This is a genomic window from Cyclobacterium salsum (genome assembly GCF_010119245.1).
Classification (GTDB): Bacteria; Bacteroidota; Bacteroidia; order Cytophagales; family Cyclobacteriaceae; genus Cyclobacterium; species Cyclobacterium salsum.
Genome location: NZ_WNKG01000007.1, coordinates 69,110 through 90,201 on the forward strand (window position 1 = coordinate 69,110; position 21,092 = coordinate 90,201).

Here is a 21,092-nt window from a genome sequence, read left to right on the forward strand (position 1 = left end):
TTTCTGTGGTTCAATTATTCGAAAAAGATACCGGTGCCTCCTCTTCCTTCAGGACAATATCCGGCTCAGAATCAATTTTTTTAAAGGTAAAATGGGCGAAAATCACATACAGGCCGGGAATGACAATTAACCCGAAAATGGTCCCGATCAACATCCCTCCGGCTGCCGCCGTACCGATGGATCTATTCCCAAGTGCACCTGCGCCGGTCGCCATGGCCAGTGGAAGCAGACCTGCTATAAAAGCAAAAGAGGTCATCAAAATCGGCCGGAGCCTGGTGACGGCACCCTCTACCGCTGCCTGGATAACGGAATGCCCGGCATCTCTCTTTTGAATGGCAAATTCCACAATCAAAATGGCATTTTTCCCTAACAGCCCGATCAACATGATCAGTGCCACCTGGGCATAGATATTGTTTTGCAAGCCAAGCACGTACAGCGCAAAAAAGGCTCCGAAAACCCCAATCGGTAGCGATAAAATCACCGGTAGGGGCAATAAAAAGCTTTCGTATTGCGCCGACAAGATAAGGTAAACGAACAAAAGACAGATCAGGAAGATGACAATGGCCTGATTTCCGGAACCCACCTCTTCTCGGGACATACCGTACCAATCGTGGCCATATCCCTGAGGTAGCTTTTCTGTCGTGATTCTTTCAATGGCAGCAATTACATCTCCACTACTGTATCCAGGTGCCGCTGCTCCTTTGACGGTAGAGGAATTGTACATATTAAAACGAGTCAGTTGTTCGGGACCATAGGCTTTTTCCATGGTAAGAAAGGAAGAAATGGGAACCATCTCTCCCACGTTATTTTTCACATGCAAATTCATTACATCCTCCGGGCTGGCACGGTATTGAGGTCCTGCCTGAAGCATCACATCGTACATTTGTTCGAAGCGAACGAAATCCGAAACATACATGCCCCCTAATAGGATCTGCATGGTGCTCAAGGCATTGGCAATCGTGACGCCATTTTTAGCCGCCATGTCCTGATCTATATGTACGATAAACTGGGGAAAGGTCGGATCAAAGTCCGTAAAGGCATTGTTTATCTCCGGAGCCGCCTCCAATTCTTTTATCAGATCGTTGGTGATGGTCGCTAGCCGGTCCAGATTACCCGTACCGGTTTGATCCAGCACCTTCATTTGAAAGCCGCTGGAATTACCAAAACCCGAAACCGTGGGCGGCAGAAAAAAGTCGATTTTTGCATCGGAAATATCCTCAGCCAAACTCCTAAAGGAATCCAGGGTTTCCTGTATGGGCAGGTCCTTTCGTTCATCCCAGGATTTTAGATTAACCATCGCCATTCCATAAGATGCTCCGGAGAGTCCATTTCCCAGGGAATAGCCAGCCAGACTGGAAACCGATTCCACCGCCTCGTTTCCTTCTAATTTCAGGATGAGTTCGTCTAGTACTTTCTCGGTTCTTTCCACAGTAGCACCCACAGGAGTAGTCACGTTCACATACACCATACTTTGATCTTCGGTAGGGATGAAACCAGTGGGCAAAATCTGGCTGATACCCCAGGTCGCTGCAAAGAAACCGATCAATATTAGGGTCGTGATCCCCTTTCTGGGAACGATATAGGTAATGTATTGATAGTATTTACTTTCAAAAAACGTATAGGTGCGATTAAACCAGTCGAAAAACCGCTGCAAAAGCGTATGCTTTTTCTCCATGCCGTAATGATTCTGTAACAGAATAGCACAGAGTGCCGGGGTTAGGGTAAGGGCGTTGATTCCGGAAATGAAAATGGCAAAGGCAAGGGTCAGTGAAAATTGCCGGTAAAAGATCCCCACTGGACCCGACATAAAGGCCACCGGAATAAACACGGCAGACATTACCATGGTAATCGCTATAATGGCTCCACTAATTTCTTTCATGGCAGCAAAGGTAGCCGCCCGGGGAGCCAGGCCTTCTTTTTCCATTTTAGCATGCACGGCTTCTACCACCACGATGGCATTGTCCACCACGATCCCGATCGCCAGAACCAAGGCAAATAAGGTCAGCAGGTTGATGGAAAAACCCAACCACTGCATGAAAAACAAGGTCCCGATCAGAGCGACTGGTACTGCCAACGTAGGGATCAATGTGGATCGAAAATCCTGAAGAAAGATGAAAACGACGATAAATACGAGAATAAAAGCCTCCACCAGCGTCACGAGCACTTCCTGAATAGAGGCATTTAGAAATCGGGATACGTCGTAGGAAATCTTGTAATCCATTCCCGAGGGAAAGCTTCCTGCCTTGATGTTTTCCATTCGCTGCTTCACCTTGGAAATCACCTCGCTGGCATTGGAGCCTGGCCTTTGAATCACCATAATGGATGCTGCAGGCCTTCCGTCGAGCTTCGAGATCCTTCCGTAATTCAGGTTCCCAAACTCTATATCGGCGATGTCCTTTAATCGTAATATGGAACCATCGGAATTGGCACGGACAACGAGATTCTCGTACTGCTTGGGCTCAAAAAACTTCCCCGTGTATTTCAATACATATTGCAGCATCTGCATGTCTTTACCCGAACTGATACCCAACTGTCCCGGAGCCGCTTCTACATTTTGATTGCGGATGGCATCTACCACATCATTCGTGGCCACGCTGTAGGCCGTCATGCGGTCCGGTTTCAGCCATACCCGCATGGAGTAATCTTTGGTACTCATGATTTCGGCAAATCCAACCCCGTCTACTCTTCTTAGTTCCTGAAGTACGTTCAGGTCGGTGAAATTATAAATAAATGCCTCATCCAGGGAAGTGTCTTCACTGGCAACATTAATATACATCAACAAGCCCTCCACTTGCTTTTCCACCGTTACACCAGCTTTCACCACCTCTTCGGGCAATTCATTGACCACGGTAGAAATCCTGTTTTGAACTTCCACTGCTGCCAGATCGGGATCCGTACCCGCTTCAAAATAAACCTTTATGATCGTTGTTCCCCGGTTACTGCTTACCGATGTCATATAGGTCATACCGGGAACCCCATTGATTACTTTTTCCAAAGGGGTAGCAACCGTTCTGGCACAAACTTCCGCGTTTGCACCCCTGTATTTGGCCTTTATCGCGACCGAAGGAGGAGCAATGTCTGGAAATAATTCAACAGGAAGTGTGACAAAGGACAACAAGCCCAACAGCACAAAAAAAAGGGAAATGACCAGGGATAATACCGGACGCTTTATAAATAAATTAAACATGATTGATTTCGCTTAACGGGTCTGCACTACTTCGGCTACTGCATTTTCATCCACTGAGGGCTCGATCGCTTCTTCATCCGAACCCACGATCTTTGGTTGAATGGTCATCCCGTTCTCAATGTTCTGAATGCCTTCAAATACCAGGCTTTCGCCCTCTTCCAATCCGGATTCTACGATGTAATAATGAGAAAATCTTGCCCTTGGGATAAAACTTCTCATTTCTACCTTATTGTTTTCATCCACTACGTAGACAAAACTCCGGTCCTGAATTTCAAAAACGGCCTTCTGGGGAATGATGATGGCATCCCGAACCCGGTTGGTCAGGATTATTTTACCGGTAGACCCGTGCTTCAGGATCTTGCTGGGATTTGGAAACCGCGCTCTAAATGCGATGGAGCCCGTATTGGCATTGAATTCACCCTGCATGGTTTCGATCATCCCTTTAAATGGATAGGGTGAACCGTCGGCTAACACCAGCTCTACCACGTTATTTTCTGCCGTTTCATCCTTAGCCTTGATGTATTCCAGGTATTCGCGTTCCGAAACATTGAAATACACGTGCACCGAACTTACATCGGATACGGTGGTCAGTAAGCTGCCTTCATCAATCAAACTTCCGGTACGCAGCGGGATCCTATCCGTAATCCCGTCAAATGGAGCGCGGATTTCCGTATAAGACAATTGAACGGCCGCATTGGCCTCGGCAGACCTTGCTTCCTCTATCTTAGCCATTACGGCATCGTATTTGGCCCGGGTCAGGTTCAGTTCAGATTCTGAAATCACATTGTTGTCTACCAAAATCTTCAACCGCTCCACCTCAAATTCCATCACCTTGGCCTCTGCCTTGGCACTTTCCAGGTTGGCCTTGGCTTTAGCCAGATCTGCCCTGTATTCCTGGTCATTCGTTTTGAAAAGGATCTGACCCTTTTTTACTTCTTTCCCTTCGTCCACATACACCTTTTCCAAAAAGCCTTCTGCCCGAGCCCTCAATTCCACGTTTTGGATGGCTTTAATGTCTGCCACATAATCCCGGTGCAAGATGGTGTCCTTGGCCACCACCTTAATTACCGGAAACTCCCTGAGGGAGGAAGAGCTGTTGTCAGCTTTTTCTTTTTCACTACATGAAAAAATAATACTGCATGCGGAAAGAAAAAAAACGATTCCGGCACCTTTTAATTTACTTCTTTTCATTTCAAATTCTCCTACAATTAACCTTCACAATCTTTATTTCTATGACCATGAAGATACTTAAAACCAGGCATAATTAATATAATTTATCTTTCTAACCAAGGGATAAATCTCCCAGGTTGGATATTCCAGCGATCAACGGGAAATATATTGGATAAATAAAACGTAATTCAACTTTTATCCCGATCGCATGGGTTTTCTGTTATTTTTGTGATTGGTTTCACATCTCCACGATCCTAACAACGTTTCATTTTATGAAAAAAATCCTTACCGGAATGCTCGTTTTGATGCTTTCATTTCAGGAAAGCTACGCTCAAGCCGTCCCAAACCCTAGAAATTACCTGGCCTATTTTGTGACAGATCAATTGATCGTGGATGGAAAGCTGACCGACTCGTCCTGGGAGCAGGCCCCCTGGTCAGAGCCTTTTCTGGACATTCAAGGACCGGACTTTCCCAAACCCCGGCAACTTACCAGAATGAAAATGCTATGGGACGAAGCATTCTTATACATAGGTGTACGGCTGGAGGAAAATCATATCTGGGCAACCTATACGGAGAGGGAATCCGTGATCTTTCATGAAAATGACATCGAGGTTTTTCTGGATCCCGATGGAGATACCCATCATTATTACGAATTGGAAATCAATGCACTCGGAACCGTCTGGGACTTAATGCTCACGCGTCCCTATCGGGATGGTGGAAAACCCATCAATGGATGGAACATCAACGATTTTCGTCATGCCATCCACCTGGAGGGAACCCTGAACGATCCCACGGATGAAGATGACTTCTGGTCCATAGAGATGGCCATTCCATGGAAAAGCCTTTCTCAATCCGGGCCCAATTTCCGGGCTCCGCAATCCGGAAACCAATGGAAAATTAATTTTTCAAGGGTTCAATGGCAGATTGAAGCCGATGGGTCCGGCTACCAAAAGAAAATTAACCCGGAGACGGGAAAACCCTTCCCAGAGGACAACTGGGTCTGGTCTCCGATGGGGCTGGTAAACATGCACCTTCCCGATCGTTGGGGGCTGGTTCAGTTTTCGGACATTCCGGTCGGTACGGGAACGGAACCCTTCGTACCTAACCCGGACGAACTCGTAAAAAGAGCATTACGTGAACTTTACGAGGCCCAACGGAAACTTTATGCCGAGCAGGGTCATTATAGTACCCATCCGGAAGGCTTAAAGCGAACCAGTGAATTGGAGAAGGTGTTCTTTGAGGTAAGCGATACCCGGTTTAAACTTTCTTCGCCTTCATTGGTGAACAAAGACCAGCGGTGGTATATTACGGAAGACGGCAGAATTTGGAAAGAATGAAATCATGCCTGTCTGACAGGCATAACGCAAACGAACCGGAGGGATATGCCCGGATCGCTATCGGGGAAAGCAGGCGAGATGCTCCCGATTTAGGATCGCGACAGGCAGGTGACCTCGAAACACAAAAATAAACAGATGAAATAACCCTAAATAATGGTAAACAATATAGGTAAGGCCGCATTTTATTCCGGTATGGCAACCCTGAAACGGTTGGCTGTTTTCTGTCTGCTGCCTGGATTCCTGGCAGCTTGCGAAGATACCTCCCTGGAAAATCGCTCGCTGGTCAATATTCTACTAATAGATGCGCCGGGGGATTTTGATGAGGTGTGGATAGAGGTGTTGGGTGTGGAAGTATTACCTTCCGGGGTCAGGGGAAGTTCGGAGAATGTAAGCTGGATTGACATTCCCTACCAGGCAGCAAGCAATATCGTGCGCATCAGTGACCTTGTAAACGACCAAAGACTATTGATCGGCCGGACAGAAATCCAATCCGGAACTATCAATGGAATCCGGCTTCGGCTGGGTGAAGAAATGTATCTGGTCAGGGATGAAATTCGGATAGATTTGGAGCCAGCTTCAAATCTGGAAACGTTACTGGATCTGGACGTATCCATCGACGTTCAGGCGGGACTTTCCTATGACTTATATATTGACATTGACCTGGCACAATCCATTCAACAAAGCACCGGAGAAAATTTTCAACTAATCCCCGAAGTCAGGGCTTTTGTCACTGAACAAACCGCAGCCATCAGCGGCACGGTGTTGCCCCGGAATATTCGACCTCATATTTTTGCGATAAGCGATACCGATACCCTAGCCACGCTAACCGAGAGCACTGGAGGGTTTCATATGAAAGGTTTGCCTCCTACGGACTACCGGATTTTAGTAGATGCACCTTCCGAATACCTGGATACTGCCTTTTGGGTCAGTACCAAACCTGATACACTGGTAACCTTACCGAATATAACCCTTCAGCTTGAAAACCCCTGATGGAGAAGAATCACCAAAGCCCTGAAGAAGCGACGACTAGCCAAGACCTGCTATTTATGCGCAGGGCCATGGAGTTGGCATCCTTGGGACAGGGACAGGTCAGTCCCAATCCCATGGTAGGTTGTGTAATTGTTCACGAGAGGATGATCATCGGAGAAGGCTATCACCGGCTGTACGGGCGAGAACACGCCGAAGTCAACGCCATTGCCAGCGTAGAGGATAGCAGCCTTCTTCCTGCCTCCACCCTATATGTCACGCTTGAACCCTGTGCTCATCATGGAAAAACTCCTCCTTGTGCGGATCTAATCGTCCACCATCAATTCAAAAGAGTGGTTGTCGGAGCCGTGGACAGCAATCCACTGGTAGGTGGTAAAGGGATCAAGCGACTTGAAGAAGCCGGAATCCAGGTGGATAGGGGATTATTGGAACAAGAAATACGCTATCAAAACCGGCGCTTTTTTACCCAGATGGAGAAAGGAAGGCCCTATATCCTGCTGAAATGGGCGCAGACCAGAGATGGTTATATCGCCCGGAGCAACTACGATAGCAAATGGATTAGCAACCCGCTTAGCCGGCAATTGGTCCATCGCTGGCGGGCGGAGGAACGGGCGATTCTGGTCGGCACAAACACCGCCCAATACGATGATCCGCAGCTAAATGTCCGGGACTGGACTGGAAAAAACCCGATCAGACTGGTGATAGACAAACAACTAAGGCTGCCTTCGTCATTAAAGCTTTTTGATGATTCCCAGCCTACGCTGATTTATAACCTGAAGGAGGACAAAATTGCCGGACAAACCCAATGGGTTCAAATGGATCTGGATTTTGGCCTAAAAAACATACTCGAAGACTTACAACAACGAAACGTCCAAAGTCTGATGGTGGAGGGGGGTGCGGCCCTGCTTCGCGACTTTATTGGGCAGGGTCTTTGGGATGAAGCCCGGGTATTCACCGGGACCAATCGATTCGGCCTGGGGATTCCGGCACCGGTGCTTCCGGGTTTCCCTGTCGAACAATTTTTGCTGGATCAGGACCTGCTACAAACCTACACTAACCATGAGTGAAGAACTACACCTACCGCTTAATAGCGGAAAGAATGAATTGTATTCGGCACTGCTGCCACAATTAGAAGCCCTTTTGGCAGCCGAAAGCGATCTGATCGCCAATCTGGCGAATATGGCTGCGGTATTAAAAGAGGCATTTGGGTTTCTATGGGTAGGCTTTTACCTGGTCAGGGAAGATCAACTGCTGCTGGGACCCTTTCAGGGCCCGGTGGCCTGCACACGAATTGGCTTTGGCAAGGGGGTCTGTGGAAAAGCCTGGGAAACCGGCCAAACCCAGGTCGTTCCTGATGTGGAAGCCTTTCCGGGCCACATTGCCTGCAGCAGCGCCTCCCGTTCTGAAATAGTGGTGCCCCTATATGCCAAGGGAAAGGTGGTGGCCGTACTGGATGTCGATTCCGAAAAGGTGGGCCATTTTGATACCACCGACCAGCAGTACCTTGAAAAAATGGTGTCGCTTATTTCCTTTCCCGGATAAGCTGCCTTAGTTTTACATTATGAAAATCTGTTTTGCTACTAATAATTCCAAAAAACTGGAAGAGGTGAAAGCGGCTTTGGGAGCTGATTTTGAGGTGGTATCCCTTGCTGATATTGGCTGCCAGGAGGAATTACCCGAGACGGGCGATACCCTACAACACAACGCCTTTCAAAAAGCCCGCTATGTACAGACACATTATGGTGTAGACTGCTTTGCCGATGATACCGGTCTGGAAGTGGAAGCACTGGACGGAAAACCGGGGGTGTATTCCGGAAGATTTGCCGGAGAACCCCGAAGTGACGAACGAAACCTGTCGCTGTTATTGGAAAGAATGGCTGAAAAGGCTAACCGAAAAGCCGCTTTTCGAACGGTCATTGCACTGCTTATGGGGAGTGAATCCCATGCTTTTGAAGGCAAGGTTGATGGTGAGATTCTGCAGCATCGCTCCGGTGAAGAGGGCTTTGGGTACGATCCTGTTTTCCGGCCGGAAGGATATGAAAAAACCTTTGCAGAACTAACCCTACTGGAAAAAAACGCCATCAGCCACCGAGGCCGGGCCGTAAGGAAGTTAGCCGATTTCCTGAAGACACATCAAGCTGGAAAAACACCGTGACTGTAACTGACAACCACTATCGTCCATGATGAACCCCTATATTATCGGCATCACAGGAGGAAGTGCCTCCGGAAAAACCCATTTCCTCGATCGCTTACTGCACGCCTTTGAACCAGGTCAGGTCTGCCTGATATCTCAGGACAACTACTACAAACCCAGGAACCTACAACCGCTGGATGAGCGGGGCATTACCAACTTTGACACCCCACATTCCATTGATTTTGAGCAATACGCTAACGACATCCGTCGTATTCAACAAGGGAAAAGTGTACAACGGCAGGAGTATACGTTTAACAATCCCAACAAAAAACCCCGGATGCTCACCTTTGAGCCGGCACCGGTGGTGGTCGTGGAAGGCATATTCGTGCTTTATTATCCCGAACTCGCCGCCCTACTGGACCTCAAAGTGTACATTGATGCCAAAGATCATATCAAATTGAAGCGGAGAATCGTGCGCGATAAAGTGGAGCGAGGATATGACCTGGATGACGTACTATACCGATACGAACAGCATGTGATGCCTACCTACGAAAAATACATCGCTCCATTCAAACAAGATGCGGACCTGATCGTACCCAATAATCAGGGATTCGAAAAAGCGCTGGAGGTAATCCGAACTTTTTTACACGTAAAAATAGCCAGCACCTAATAGCATCCACCTGGATGGGCTTTTGCTGATTAGTTACACATTATAGACCTAAATAAAGCTAACCGCTTGAGATACAAGTGATTTATAGGTGAAAATAATGTTTAGAATTACTAGTATCTAAAAAAATATTTCTATATTTGCGGCCCATGGAAAACAATAGGACAAATAGCGGAATCATACGCGAAAGGCTCACCCTCGTGCTGGTGTTGCTTTTTTGTACCTTTATTTCTGTTTCCGAATTCACCGTAGGATTGGATGCAAACAGCAGTCCTATTGACGTTCGTTTTGATCTGAGTGGAGACAGTTCCGAGGAGCAGCCGGGCGAGGAGGAGACGTTTATTCATACAGCGATAGATGCTGTGGTGCCCTTTGCATTGGTCGTGATAGATCAGGCCTATCAGCTGATTTACGAGATTTCGAGTGAAGGAAACCCCCACCTGGCCTTCGAAGCATGTACCGATCCTTCTTTCAATCAGCTATTTGAAATACTTTTTGAGCAAATAATTTCCGTGAACGCTCCCTGAAAGCGAACTTATTTAAGTTCTTTCATTTTCATCGACGGACCAATTCCTTGGTCCGTAAAAAACAGTCAACAAAAAATCACTTTATTAATTTATAATCATGAAAAACAAAGGTATTATCGTTTTTTTAACGGTGGTCATTACCGGGTTGTGTTTGTACTACCTCTCATTCACCCTGGTATCCAATAGTGTACAGGATAAAGCTACCACTTACGCTACAGACGAGTCGGGTAACGTCGACTTTGATAAAAGGCAAACCTATCTGGATTCCGTTTGGCGGGAGCCCGTTTATAATTTTCTGGGCATTCCCTTCACTTACCAGGAGGTAAAAACCACCGAACTGGGATTGGGATTGGATTTGCAAGGTGGCATGCATGTGACCCTTGAGGTTTCGCCTATAGAAATCGTTAAAGGCCTGGCTGGAGGAAGCGAGGATGCGGAATTTAATGAGGCCGTAGCCCTGGCCAGTGAACGAGCTAAAACCGCCAATGAAAGTTTCGTGAACCTCTTTTACAATGCCTGGCAGGAAGAGGCTGGTGACCGGCAGCTAAATGCCATCTTTGCTACTGCTGCCAACCGTGGAAGAATCTCATTGGAATCCTCTGATACCGACATTTTGAATATTATCGATGATGAGATTGAAAATGCCATTGACCGCTCTTTTAACATTCTAAGGACCCGAATCGACCGGTTTGGTACCTCACAGCCCAATATCCAACGGATTCAGAACACAGGAAGAATTCAGATAGAACTTCCCGGTGTGGACAATGCAGAACGAGTACGTAACCTGCTACAGGGAGTAGCGAAATTGCAGTTTTGGGAAGTAGCCGAATTTGATGAATACGGAGATGCCTTGCAGCAAGTGAACACGTTTTTAGTGGGAGAAGCTCAGAGTGAACAGCCACAGGCTAGCACTGAGGACAGTGAAGCCCTCTCCGATACAACCGATCTGGAGAGTGATTTGGCCAGGCAATTAGCCGAAGGGGGTTCAGATACGGATTCCTTAGGCATGGAGGTTTCTCCATTATTTTCGTTACTAAAAGCCAATTATGGCTTGGTGTATGAATTGAGGGACACCCTCACGATAAATAGAGTCTTGAACAGAGAGGATGTTCAGGCACTGCTTCCGCGGGACATTCGTTTTATGTGGTCCGTAAAACCTCAAGTGCAGGACGGGATGGATTTGTTGGAATTGCATGCCATCAAAGCTCCCCGTGGAACCGACCAGGCACCTTTGGAAGGAGATGTCATAACCGATGCCCGACAGTCACTTGACCAAACGTCCCGACCGGCCGTAAGCATGCAGATGAACGCAGAGGGAGCCCGAAATTGGAGACGCCTTACTGCAGAAAATATTGGCAATCGAATCGCAGTGGTTTTAGATAACTATGTCTATACCGCCCCTACCGTGCAGGGAGAAATTCCGTCCGGACAATCCGAAATTACAGGTAATTTCACGATGGAAGAGGCCAAAGATTTGGCCAATATTCTTAAATCGGGAACCTTGCCCGCGCCTACTAACATTGTGGAGGAGGCCATCGTAGGTCCAACATTGGGAATCGAAGCCCGAAACCAGGGAATCAACTCCATGATCGCCGGTTTGGTGCTGGTGGTCTTATTTATGGTAGCCTATTACTCCAAAGGAGGGTTTGTAGCCATCGCTGCCTTGCTTTTCAATATCTTCTTTATTCTGGGAATTCTTGCCCAATTGGGTGCCGCCCTTACCCTACCCGGTATTGCCGGTATTGTGCTGACCATCGGTATGTCCATTGATGCCAACGTGCTGATTTTTGAACGAATTAAGGAAGAATTAAGAAATGGAGCCGGGATTCTACAGGCAATCAGCAGTGGTTATGATAAAGCATTTAGCGCTATTCTCGATTCGAATGTCACCACCTTTCTGACTGGAGCCATTCTATATGCGCTCGGACAGGGACCGGTTAAAGGCTTCGCCATCGTGCTGATGATTGGTATCGCTTCGTCCTTTTTCTCCGCTGTGTTTATCACCCGGGTGATCGTATACTGGATGAGCAAAAAAGGAGATAAAAGTTCCATTTCGTTTGCTACCTCCTTTACAAAAAACCTCCTATCTGATCTTTCCATAGATTTTCTGGGCAAGCGAAAAGTGGCCTACCTGATCTCTACCTCTATTATCGTCATAGGTATGATCCTGGCACTTACCTCAGGCCTGAAATTCGGAGTAGATTTTACCGGAGGAAGGTACTATATCGTAGAATTTAATGAAGCGGTACCTGCCTCTGAACTAAAAGTAGGATTGGATAATGAATTTGACGGATCCGTAGAGGTAAAAACCTATGGGGCCAATAATGTTTTAAAAGTCACTACCTCTTATCTGGTAAATGAAGATAATGAGGAAGCTAACAGGGAGGTAGAGAACAAAATTAGGCAAGGTATTGGCGAAGTTACCGGTTTCAATTTTATTGAAGATGCCAGCCAAATGACAGAGGGAGCCTTTGCGATCACCGGATCCAATAAGGTAGGGGCCACCGTAGCCGATGACATCAAAAACTCCTCCCTGGAAGCCATGTTTTTCTCCCTGGTAGCCATTTTCCTTTACATCCTCTTACGATTCCGGAAATGGCAATTCTCCTTGGCTTCCATTATCGCATTGGTACACGACACGTTCTTTGTCATTGCGGCCTTTGCCATTGCCAGTGCTTTCGGTGCTACATTTGAAATCGATCAGGTATTCATCGCAGCAATGCTCACAGTGATCGGCTATTCCATTAACGATACCGTGATTGTATTTGACCGGATCCGGGAAAATATCTCCAATAGGGGTACCGGCAAATTGGTTCAGATGTTTAACGATGCCATCAATCAGACCATGGCCCGAACCCTGATTACTTCGGCTACTACACTCATCGTAGTGCTCGTCCTCCTCGTTTTCGGGGGAGAAGTGTTAAGAGGATTTTCCTTCGCGCTATTGATAGGAGTACTGATCGGTACCTATTCCTCCATATACATCGCCACTCCTGTCGTGGTGGATTTGATGAAGCGGGAGCTTGCCAATGAAACTACCCCAACTACAAAAAAAGTAGCAGAGGTAAAAGGTTAATGTTGATTTCCCAGTGCTCACCACTTGGGAAAATAGATGTATTTGGAAAGCCGGTTCTCACAGGACCGGCTTTTTTTTGGTGCAAAATGCAAAATTTTTACCCCAAACAGGGTATTGCACGGGATACTTAGTTTAGATACCTTGCACTAAAAAAATACCCCTATGCTGGTCTCTTTTTATTCCATCGCTTTGATACTTGGAATTTTGCTTTCTTCGCTGTATTTGCTATTCGGAAAAGAGCTGAAAGAATATAAGAAAATCAATGCCCTGGTCTTACTGATTCTTATAAGCGAACTGCTATCCGAATCACTTTGGAATGTTACCCGTTCCAGCGGAAAAGATTCCTTTCTGCTCTACAATGTACTTTTTGTCTACCTGAGACCTACCGTCATGCTCCTACTTTTTAGCCATTTGCCGTATTCATGTCACCTTCAAAGGAAGGTAGTACCAACCATGGGTGTATTTTTGTTCTTCGGAATGCTGAATGCACTTTTTTTTCAATCCATCCTTTCCGGCATCCAATCCTACAGTTTCCTGGTTGGCCATGCCATGGTTTTGTTTTACAGCATCATCTTTTTTAAAGACATCCTTCATCAAAGCAAATACCGAGACGTAAATCTATTGTCCCTGCCTTATTTTTGGATGGCTTCCCTTATTTTATTTTCATTTGGAGAAAGCTATATATTTTTTATTTTGACGCATTATCTACCCTCTCTGGGCGATTATCAGATGGGCCACATATTTCACTGGGTACAGTTTTTTGCGGGCATTATGTACCTGACCTTAGGCCTGTCTTTCTATGCGCCCTTGGTTTTTAAAAGACGATACAGCTATTAAGTCAGGGATTGTTGAAAATATAGTTTTTTAATTTTAGCTGTAAGATGTAAATTTACCCACTCATTTTAAAAACGCTTTGTATGTCCTACTTATTTACTTCGGAGTCGGTTTCCGAAGGACACCCGGATAAAATATCCGATCAGATATCCGATGCCATCATTGATCATTTTTTGGCCTTTGACCCCAACTCCAAAGTAGCTTGCGAAACATTGGTCACTACCGGTCAGGTAGTCCTGGCAGGAGAAGTCAAATCCAACACCTACCTGGACGTTCAGAAAATCGCCAGGGATGTGATCAATAGGATCGGTTATACCAAAAGTGAATACATGTTTGACGGCAGTTCCTGTGGCGTACTGTCCGCTATACACGAACAATCCCCCGATATAAATCAGGGCGTTGACCGAAGTGATCCGGAAGAGCAGGGAGCCGGTGACCAGGGAATGATGTTTGGTTATGCCACCAATGAAACGGATAACTACATCCCGCTAGGTCTTGACCTTTCCCACCGCTTGTTAAAGGAATTAGCCAAACTCCGGCGCGAAAACGAGCAGATCCAATACCTTCGGCCTGATTCCAAAGCGCAGGTCACCGTTCAATACAGCGACGATCACCTTCCTGAAAAGATCAATACGATCGTGGTTTCGACCCAACACGATGATTTTTCAGAGGAGGAGGCCATGCTGAAAAAGATTAAAAAGGACATTATTGAAATTTTAATCCCAAGGGTAAAGGCTCAGTTGCCTGCTTCGCTTCAGAAGTTATTTACCGATGACATTATTTATCACATTAATCCTACCGGCAAATTTGTCATAGGGGGACCTCATGGGGATACCGGACTTACCGGAAGGAAAATTATTGTCGACACCTATGGTGGAAAAGGGGCCCATGGCGGAGGAGCCTTCTCTGGGAAGGATCCCTCGAAAGTAGATCGGTCGGCAGCCTATGCAACCCGTCATATTGCCAAAAACCTGGTAGCAGCCGGAGTAGCCGATGAAGTGTTGGTGCAGGTATCTTACGCCATCGGAGTGGCAAAACCCATGGGCATCTTTGTGGACACCTATGGCAGTTCCAACGTACAGCTATCGGATGGAGAGATCGCCAAAAAGGTAGAAAAGTTATTTGACATGCGGCCCTTCGCTATCGAAAACCGGCTTAAACTTCGAAATCCCATTTACGAGGAAACCGCTGCCTACGGCCATATGGGAAGGGAAAATGAAATCGTTACCAAAACCTTCTTCTCCCCGGATAAAGCCTCCATCACCCTGGAGGTGGAGTTATTTACCTGGGAGAAATTGGATCAGGTAGCCGCTATTAAAAAGGAATTTGGTTTGTAATCGCTGGATTTCTTACCCCAGCTAAAAGCTGCCTTACCCGGCGGCTTTTTTTATTGCTTCTATTCCGGTAAATTGTACCGATCTGGCATTATGTACTTCCTAAATTGAAACCTATGGATCATTTGAAAAACTACCTCGAAAGCAGCCTCCACTTATTTCGGTTTTACAAAAGCCTGGGAGAAAAAGCCCTGGAACAGGTAGCAGACGACAAACTTTTCTGGCAACACAATGCCGATAGCAATAGCATGGCTACGATTGTCAAACACATGGCTGGAAACATGCATTCCCGCTGGACGGATTTTTTAGCGTCGGATGGAGAAAAGCCCTGGCGCGAGCGGGATGCGGAGTTTGAAAATGATATCCGCAGCCGGAAAGAAATGATGCAGGTTTGGGAGGAAGGATGGAAGGTATTGTTTGCGGCCATAGAGCCACTGACCCCAGCTGATTTTGATAAAACGGTGTATATCCGAAATCAAGCGCACAGCGTAATGGATGCCATTAACCGGCAACTAACCCATTATGCTTCGCATGTAGGACAGTTGATATATTTAGGCAAAATGCTTCATTCCGGTACTTGGCAAAGCCTGAGTGTTCCCAAAGGACAATCGAAAACATTCAATCAAAATACCTTCGGGAAAACAGGAAACGATTCCCCCTCTAAAGATGATTTTCCTAATAAAGATCAATCCTAAAACATGAATGGCGGCAAAAGCGAGGCTGACAAGTTGTATGAAAAACTGGTGCGGGAGGAACTAGGTGCGTGGTTATACCAAACCAAAAAGAAACCCTCACTGCTAAACCGGCTCACTAAAGGCTCCCAACGGTCCCTCAACAACCTGATACCCGAGAAAATCCATCAGGCGATCACCTTCGCCATAGAAAAAATGGTCAAGGGCGTATTAGTCGGGAATGAATACATCGGTCCAAAACCATATCCGATGGAATATTTGCGGCTTAAGGAATTCAAGGCAAGGAAGGCCATTCGGTTTTACAAGAGAACCGCCTCTGTGGAAGGGGCCGTCACCGGTGCCGGGGGTATCCTGATGGGGTTCGCTGACCTTCCAGCATTCTTAGCCATCAAAATGAAAATGCTCTTCGAAATTGCTGCCGCTTATGGCTACGATGTCCGGGATTTTAAAGAGCGGGTTTTTATCCTGACGATTTTTAAACTCACCTTTTCCAGTCAGAAAACCAGAAATGAAACCGTCACGTTGGTAGAAAACTGGAATGAAAAAGCGATGGAACTTCCTGATAATTTTGACAGGTACGATTGGCGTACCTTTCAACTCGAATACCGGGACTACATGGACCTGGCCAAACTGGCCCAGTTGATCCCGGTAATTGGTGCAGGTGTAGGCGCGGTAGCCAATTACAAACTCACGCAACAACTTGGAGATACGGCCATTCAGGCCTATCGCCTTCGGTTTTTTGCAGAAAAAAGTCCGATTGAATAATCCCTATTCCAAATAAACCCGCTGCCCTTTTTCAGCACTTTCCCGGGCAGCATCCAAAATCTCAACCACTACCATGTTATTTTCCAGGCTGGAAAGATCACTGGGGCTTACCTTTACAGTTCCCCGCACCACCGCTGCCAGGTACGAAAAAGGATCATCAAAAGGATACTCACGCCCAGGAAGGGTAAGTTCTTTTTCTAAATCCTCTCCAGCTGTCCTACTGATCAAGCGGGTATCGTTCTTGGCGATATAAAAGCCTGTTTTTCCATAAACCTCCATGTCCTTTCGGCTAAAAGGCCAGTTCCAGGAGGCCTGTATGACCCCCTGCGTCTCCGGATAATCTAGCAGAATGGTCGCCTCATCATCCACCTCGGGATAAATATCCGGCTTTATTTGCTTGAGTTCGGCGGTAACTGAAATGGGTTTCTCTCCATTCATGAGCCAGGTCATCAGATTGGCCCCGTAACAGCCAAAATCAATGACCGCCCCTCCGCCATTCTGAACGGGATCGGTGAGCCAATCCAGAAATTCCTGATTGACTCCTATTTCCATTGGCCCTTCATGACCGTCGTTAATAACTACTCTTCGAAGAGGTCCTATAGGGGAATCATCGGAAACCTGCTTTTTGACTTCATGATTACTCGCATACCAGGTCGTTTCGTAATTCGTCAGCAGGTGAATGCCGTGTTTTTTAGCCAAGGCCTGCATTTCCAGCGCATGCTCCAAACTTACTGCCAGCGGTTTTTCCACCATCACGTGGATACCCCTCGGCGCACAGGCCTGCACCACCTCCAAATGTTCGTAAATGGAACCAAAAGCCGTTACTGCCTCGGGTTTGACTTCCTTAAACAAAGACTCCATATCCGGATACACCAGGTCCATTGATATTCCATGACGGGAGGTAAACCTACGGGCAAGGTCTTCATTTGGCTCCGCAATGCCTACAATTTCGATGTCGCCTTTATCAGCTCTTCCCAGAATCCAGTGTACGTGTGAATGCGTAAGCCCCACCACCGCAATTTTTACCGGCGATTGCGCCATGTTTGCCTGGATGCCGGAAAAAAGACAAAAAACAGTAATCAAAAGGGTTTTCATATTCAGTTATTTTTAAAGGGTTCAAGTACTTTTTGAAAAATGCCCTGGGAGTTATTCCTTCTCTTCTTCCTGGCTTTTTGCCTTCTCTTTTTATTCTGGTTTGATCCCTTGACCAATACAGACCGGACGGATATGCCTACCTGCCCGTTGTACCAGGGCTCCCTTCCCAGCACGTTTATATTCGGTTTATAATCTACAGAAAAGGAAACGCCCATCAAAGTCATTTCTACACCGGCGATAATATCCACCCCAATCGTCCGATTGCCATAGGTCTGAAGGATGGTTTGGGTTTCCGGCTCTTTTTCCCGACTTTCCTCCAGGCCCAGGGATATCCCGGCACCGTAATAGTAATTGAATCGTTTAGAAATCAGAGGGCGATGCTTTTTAAGTAATGCATGTACGGTAGTATTAGCGTTAAAATCGGACTGGAGAATCGCTTCCACCGATAGGCCTTTCTGAATCCGCTGCTGTGCACTAAGGCCCAGCATGCGATAGGAGTTATTGTTGGCCAACCGGAGCCCCAGGGCGGTGCCGTAGGACTGGGCATAGGCACTACCGGCTAACGTACACCCAGCGATGAACGTTATAAATACTACATATACTAATTTCTGCATAGGGAATCCCATTAAGTCTGCCAATTCTCACAAAAAACCAGCCAACTAGCTGCGTGTTTCAGGAGAAAAAGGCTGAAAGGCCGCTCATCACTATATTTGCCAGTATCATCCGCAAATAAAATAAGGGATTATTGCTAAACGCAAATTAATAAGTAAATTTAACAAGTATTCAAACGCTCATAACTCATGAAAACGTTCCTATTCCTTATTTGTATTTTGATCTGCTTTCAGCTTCCCGCCCAGGATTTGGAAGGAGCCTGGAAACTAACCCATCAAAATGGTAATCCCATCACCGATCAGGAATTTATCAAAATCTATCAGGATGGTTATTTTGCTTTTGGGGCAAAAGAAATTGCCGGAAACAAATTCATGTATGCCGGAGGCGGTGAGTATAAACTGGAAGGTAATAGCTATTCAGAAAGCCTTGACTTTTTGACGCTGGATCCGGAGCAAGTAGGCACCACTAATCAATATACACTGGATTTTGCCAACAACCGCATCGTTATTTCGGGCAAAATAAAAGGAGAGGATCTGATAGAAATTTGGGAGAAAGTTTCGTCCCGCAAAGACGACCTCACCAGAAACTGGGTGATTACGGGCAGGAAACGAGATGGCGAAATTTCTGAAATGACCCCAGGAGCCAGGAGAACGGTAAAAATTCTCAGTGGTGGACGTTTCCAATGGATTGCCTTTAATTCGGAAACAAAAGAATTCAGCGGTACCGGTGGCGGCACCTATGAAGCTACCGATGGAAACTATACCGAAAACATCACCTTCTTTTCCAGAGATGATAGTCGGGTGGGAGCGGAACTAAATTTTGAATACGAAGTAATGGATGGCAAGTGGCATCATAGCGGACTGAGCAGTACGGGTAATCCGATCTATGAAATCTGGTCCCCTTATAAAGAAGCCTATCAGCCTGCTAAATAAGGATAAGCCGAATCACCCCTCATTTTTTACCTTATATGAATAGAAAAGAAATCAAGGAAAGGAGGCAGTTTTTACTTAATAATCTCCTAAAGGGTCTTTTTTATCTCGTTTTGCTGGTAGGCGTGTTTCTATTGCTGCGGCAGTTCAGCACCGAGGATCAACGATATGCCTGGTTTGGATCCATTTATGATAACGCAGTACTGGTAATAAGCCTTTTCGTTTTATCTGAAATTTTTTTTGGTATCATTCCGCCGGAAGTATTTATGCTCTGGTCGCTGGAAACGGGGATGATCGGTCCCTATTTCTTCAGCATTGCCATCCTGTCTTTGATTTCATATGGGGCAGGATTTTTAAACTTTAACATTGGCCGGTGGATCCGGGATAAAAATTGGATCAACCGCGCCCGATTTCCCCGCCTAAAAAAATACATGCGTTTATTTGAAAAATTCGGTGGTTACCTGGTGGTAGTGGCTTCCCTTACACCCTTGCCCTTTTCTGCCATATCCTTGCTTTCCGGAATAGGTGGCTTACTTCCCAGGAAGTATTTGCTGCTGAGTCTTTTTCGGATTCTGAGGTATTTTTTATACGCCCTGATTTTGTCCGGAATAGATACTTTGTAAGTGACAAATGAGAAAATCACCTCAACATCCGGACTACCGGTTGGAGGGGGTTTTTCAATATTTTTAACAGAATCACTAAAAACCAGGCATTTTTTTAAATTATTTCTTAAATTCGGCGGATAAATTAATCATGAAGAAAAAAAGAATTGCCGTTAATGGTTGTGGCAGAATTGGCCGCCTGACCATCAAGCTAATCCTGGATCGGCCCGACCTGGAGCTGGTTGCTGTGAATGATTTAACTGATCCCAATACGCTGGCTCACCTGTTGCAATACGATTCCGTGCATGGCAAATACGCCCAGCGATTTACCGAAAATGACGGAAATATCCAGGTAGGAAACAAAACCATTCGGATCTTTGCTGAAAAAAATCCCGAACGGATCCCCTGGAAGCATCTTGACATAGATGTGGTCTTGGAAGCGACGGGAAAATTTACAGACCGGGAAGGGGCTGCCTTGCACCTGAAGGCAGGAGCCCGGAAAGTAATCATCACCGCCCCCTCTAAAAGCCCGGATGTACCCATGGTCGTTCTGGGTGTCAACGAAGGAATTCTTAGAGGTGATGAAGACATCGTCTCCAATGCTTCCTGTACCACCAACTGCCTTGCCCCAATGGTAAAAGTGCTGGACGAAGCTTTTGGCATCGTAAGGGGCTATGTTTCCACGGTACACTCCTATACAAACGATCAAAATCTCCACGATGCTCCCCATCGGGATTTACGAAGGGCCAGGGCAGCAGCTTATTCCATTATTCCCACCACTACCCACGCCGCCAAAGCCATGGAGGTGGTTTTGCCGAAGCTCAGTGGTAAAATTGAAGCCTCTGCCATGCGCGTACCCGTTCCGGACGGATCACTAACCGATCTAATCGTACTCTTGGAAAAGGATGTGGATAGCCGCTCCATCAACAATGCGTTTCGGAAAGCTTCCCTGACTGACTTTAAGGGAATCATCGAATATTCGGAAGATCCTCTGGTCTCCATCGATATTGTAGGAAATCCCCATTCCTGTATTTTGGATGCCGGGCTTACTTCTTCCATGGGCAATTTGGTGAAAGTGGTGGGCTGGTATGACAACGAATCCGGCTATTCCAATCGATTGGTCGAACTGGTAACTAAAATTTGA

20 protein-coding genes are annotated in these 21,092 nt (G+C 46.4%); 16 read left to right on the plus strand and 4 right to left on the minus strand.

The window, feature by feature from the left end; genetic code table 11:
- Window positions 1–10: 10 nt before the first annotated feature.
- A complete protein-coding gene (locus GJS45_RS13425; RefSeq protein WP_162342375.1) occupies window positions 11–3,187 on the minus strand; it encodes an efflux RND transporter permease subunit in 3,177 nt (1,058 codons plus the stop codon).
- 12 nt (window positions 3,188–3,199) lie between these two features.
- The gene (locus GJS45_RS13430) at window positions 3,200–4,378 is read right to left on the minus strand and encodes an efflux RND transporter periplasmic adaptor subunit (protein WP_162342376.1); all 1,179 of its coding nucleotides are present in this window, start codon (window positions 4,376–4,378) and stop codon (window positions 3,200–3,202) included.
- Window positions 4,379–4,629: 251 nt separating this feature from the next.
- Between GJS45_RS13430 and GJS45_RS13435 the strand changes: the two genes are divergently transcribed.
- The 13 genes from GJS45_RS13435 to GJS45_RS13490 all read left to right on the plus strand — a co-directional run bounded on the left by GJS45_RS13435 (window position 4,630) and on the right by GJS45_RS13490 (window position 16,710).
- Complete coding sequence (locus GJS45_RS13435; protein WP_162342377.1) at window positions 4,630–5,694, plus strand: carbohydrate-binding family 9-like protein; 1,065 nt, start codon at window positions 4,630–4,632, stop codon at window positions 5,692–5,694.
- Window positions 5,691–5,825 (plus strand): hypothetical protein, encoded by a 135-nt coding sequence (locus GJS45_RS23960; RefSeq protein ID WP_262887941.1) that lies wholly within the window; start codon window positions 5,691–5,693, stop codon window positions 5,823–5,825. The genes GJS45_RS13435 and GJS45_RS23960 overlap by 4 nt, the downstream gene beginning before the upstream one ends.
- 22 nt (window positions 5,826–5,847) lie before the next feature.
- Complete coding sequence (locus tag GJS45_RS13440; protein ID WP_162342378.1) at window positions 5,848–6,684, plus strand: DUF4382 domain-containing protein; 837 nt, start codon at window positions 5,848–5,850, stop codon at window positions 6,682–6,684.
- The gene (gene ribD, locus GJS45_RS13445; protein ID WP_235954752.1) at window positions 6,684–7,748 is read left to right on the plus strand and encodes a bifunctional diaminohydroxyphosphoribosylaminopyrimidine deaminase/5-amino-6-(5-phosphoribosylamino)uracil reductase RibD; all 1,065 of its coding nucleotides are present in this window, start codon (window positions 6,684–6,686) and stop codon (window positions 7,746–7,748) included. Before GJS45_RS13440 ends, ribD begins: the two co-directional genes overlap by 1 nt.
- Window positions 7,741–8,223 (plus strand): GAF domain-containing protein, encoded by a 483-nt coding sequence (locus GJS45_RS13450; protein WP_162342379.1) that lies wholly within the window; start codon window positions 7,741–7,743, stop codon window positions 8,221–8,223. Before ribD ends, GJS45_RS13450 begins: the two co-directional genes overlap by 8 nt.
- A gap of 19 nt (window positions 8,224–8,242) precedes the next feature.
- Complete coding sequence (locus GJS45_RS13455; RefSeq protein ID WP_162342380.1) at window positions 8,243–8,836, plus strand: non-canonical purine NTP diphosphatase; 594 nt, start codon at window positions 8,243–8,245, stop codon at window positions 8,834–8,836.
- A gap of 25 nt (window positions 8,837–8,861) precedes the next feature.
- Entirely contained in the window at window positions 8,862–9,485 is a 624-nt protein-coding gene (udk, locus tag GJS45_RS13460) for a uridine kinase (RefSeq protein ID WP_162342381.1), read from the plus strand.
- Between the two features lie 146 nt (window positions 9,486–9,631).
- On the plus strand, window positions 9,632–10,009 hold the full coding sequence (locus GJS45_RS13465; RefSeq protein WP_162342382.1) for a hypothetical protein: 378 nt from the start codon (window positions 9,632–9,634) through the stop codon (window positions 10,007–10,009).
- Window positions 10,010–10,106: 97 nt separating this feature from the next.
- On the plus strand, window positions 10,107–13,085 hold the full coding sequence (gene secDF / locus GJS45_RS13470) for a protein translocase subunit SecDF (protein WP_162342383.1): 2,979 nt from the start codon (window positions 10,107–10,109) through the stop codon (window positions 13,083–13,085).
- Window positions 13,086–13,247: 162 nt separating this feature from the next.
- On the plus strand, window positions 13,248–13,922 hold the full coding sequence (locus tag GJS45_RS13475; RefSeq protein WP_162342384.1) for a hypothetical protein: 675 nt from the start codon (window positions 13,248–13,250) through the stop codon (window positions 13,920–13,922).
- Window positions 13,923–14,002: 80 nt separating this feature from the next.
- Window positions 14,003–15,256, plus strand: a complete 1,254-nt coding sequence (gene metK, locus GJS45_RS13480) for a methionine adenosyltransferase (RefSeq protein ID WP_162342385.1) — start codon at window positions 14,003–14,005, stop codon at window positions 15,254–15,256.
- Window positions 15,257–15,369: 113 nt separating this feature from the next.
- Entirely contained in the window at window positions 15,370–15,948 is a 579-nt protein-coding gene (locus GJS45_RS13485) for a DUF1572 family protein (RefSeq protein WP_162342386.1), read from the plus strand.
- Between the two features lie 3 nt (window positions 15,949–15,951).
- Window positions 15,952–16,710, plus strand: coding sequence for an EcsC family protein (locus tag GJS45_RS13490; RefSeq protein ID WP_162342387.1), 759 nt, complete (start codon window positions 15,952–15,954; stop codon window positions 16,708–16,710).
- Between the two features lie 3 nt (window positions 16,711–16,713).
- Here GJS45_RS13490 and GJS45_RS13495 read toward each other — a convergent pair whose 3' ends face one another.
- A complete protein-coding gene (locus tag GJS45_RS13495) occupies window positions 16,714–17,805 on the minus strand; it encodes a Gfo/Idh/MocA family protein (protein ID WP_162342388.1) in 1,092 nt (363 codons plus the stop codon).
- 2 nt (window positions 17,806–17,807) lie between these two features.
- Window positions 17,808–18,419 carry a hypothetical protein gene (locus tag GJS45_RS13500; protein WP_162342389.1) on the minus strand — a complete coding sequence of 204 codons (612 nt, stop codon included), beginning with the start codon at window positions 18,417–18,419 and terminating at the stop codon, window positions 17,808–17,810.
- A 186-nt stretch (window positions 18,420–18,605) separates the two neighbouring features.
- On the opposite strand from GJS45_RS13500, the gene GJS45_RS13505 reads away from it, so the two are divergent.
- From GJS45_RS13505 to gap, 3 genes are all read left to right on the plus strand, one after another.
- Window positions 18,606–19,349 (plus strand): hypothetical protein, encoded by a 744-nt coding sequence (locus tag GJS45_RS13505; protein WP_162342390.1) that lies wholly within the window; start codon window positions 18,606–18,608, stop codon window positions 19,347–19,349.
- A 35-nt stretch (window positions 19,350–19,384) separates the two neighbouring features.
- A complete protein-coding gene (locus GJS45_RS13510) occupies window positions 19,385–19,969 on the plus strand; it encodes a VTT domain-containing protein (protein WP_162342391.1) in 585 nt (194 codons plus the stop codon).
- A 130-nt stretch (window positions 19,970–20,099) separates the two neighbouring features.
- Window positions 20,100–21,092 (plus strand): type I glyceraldehyde-3-phosphate dehydrogenase, encoded by a 993-nt coding sequence (gene gap / locus GJS45_RS13515; RefSeq protein ID WP_162342392.1) that lies wholly within the window; start codon window positions 20,100–20,102, stop codon window positions 21,090–21,092.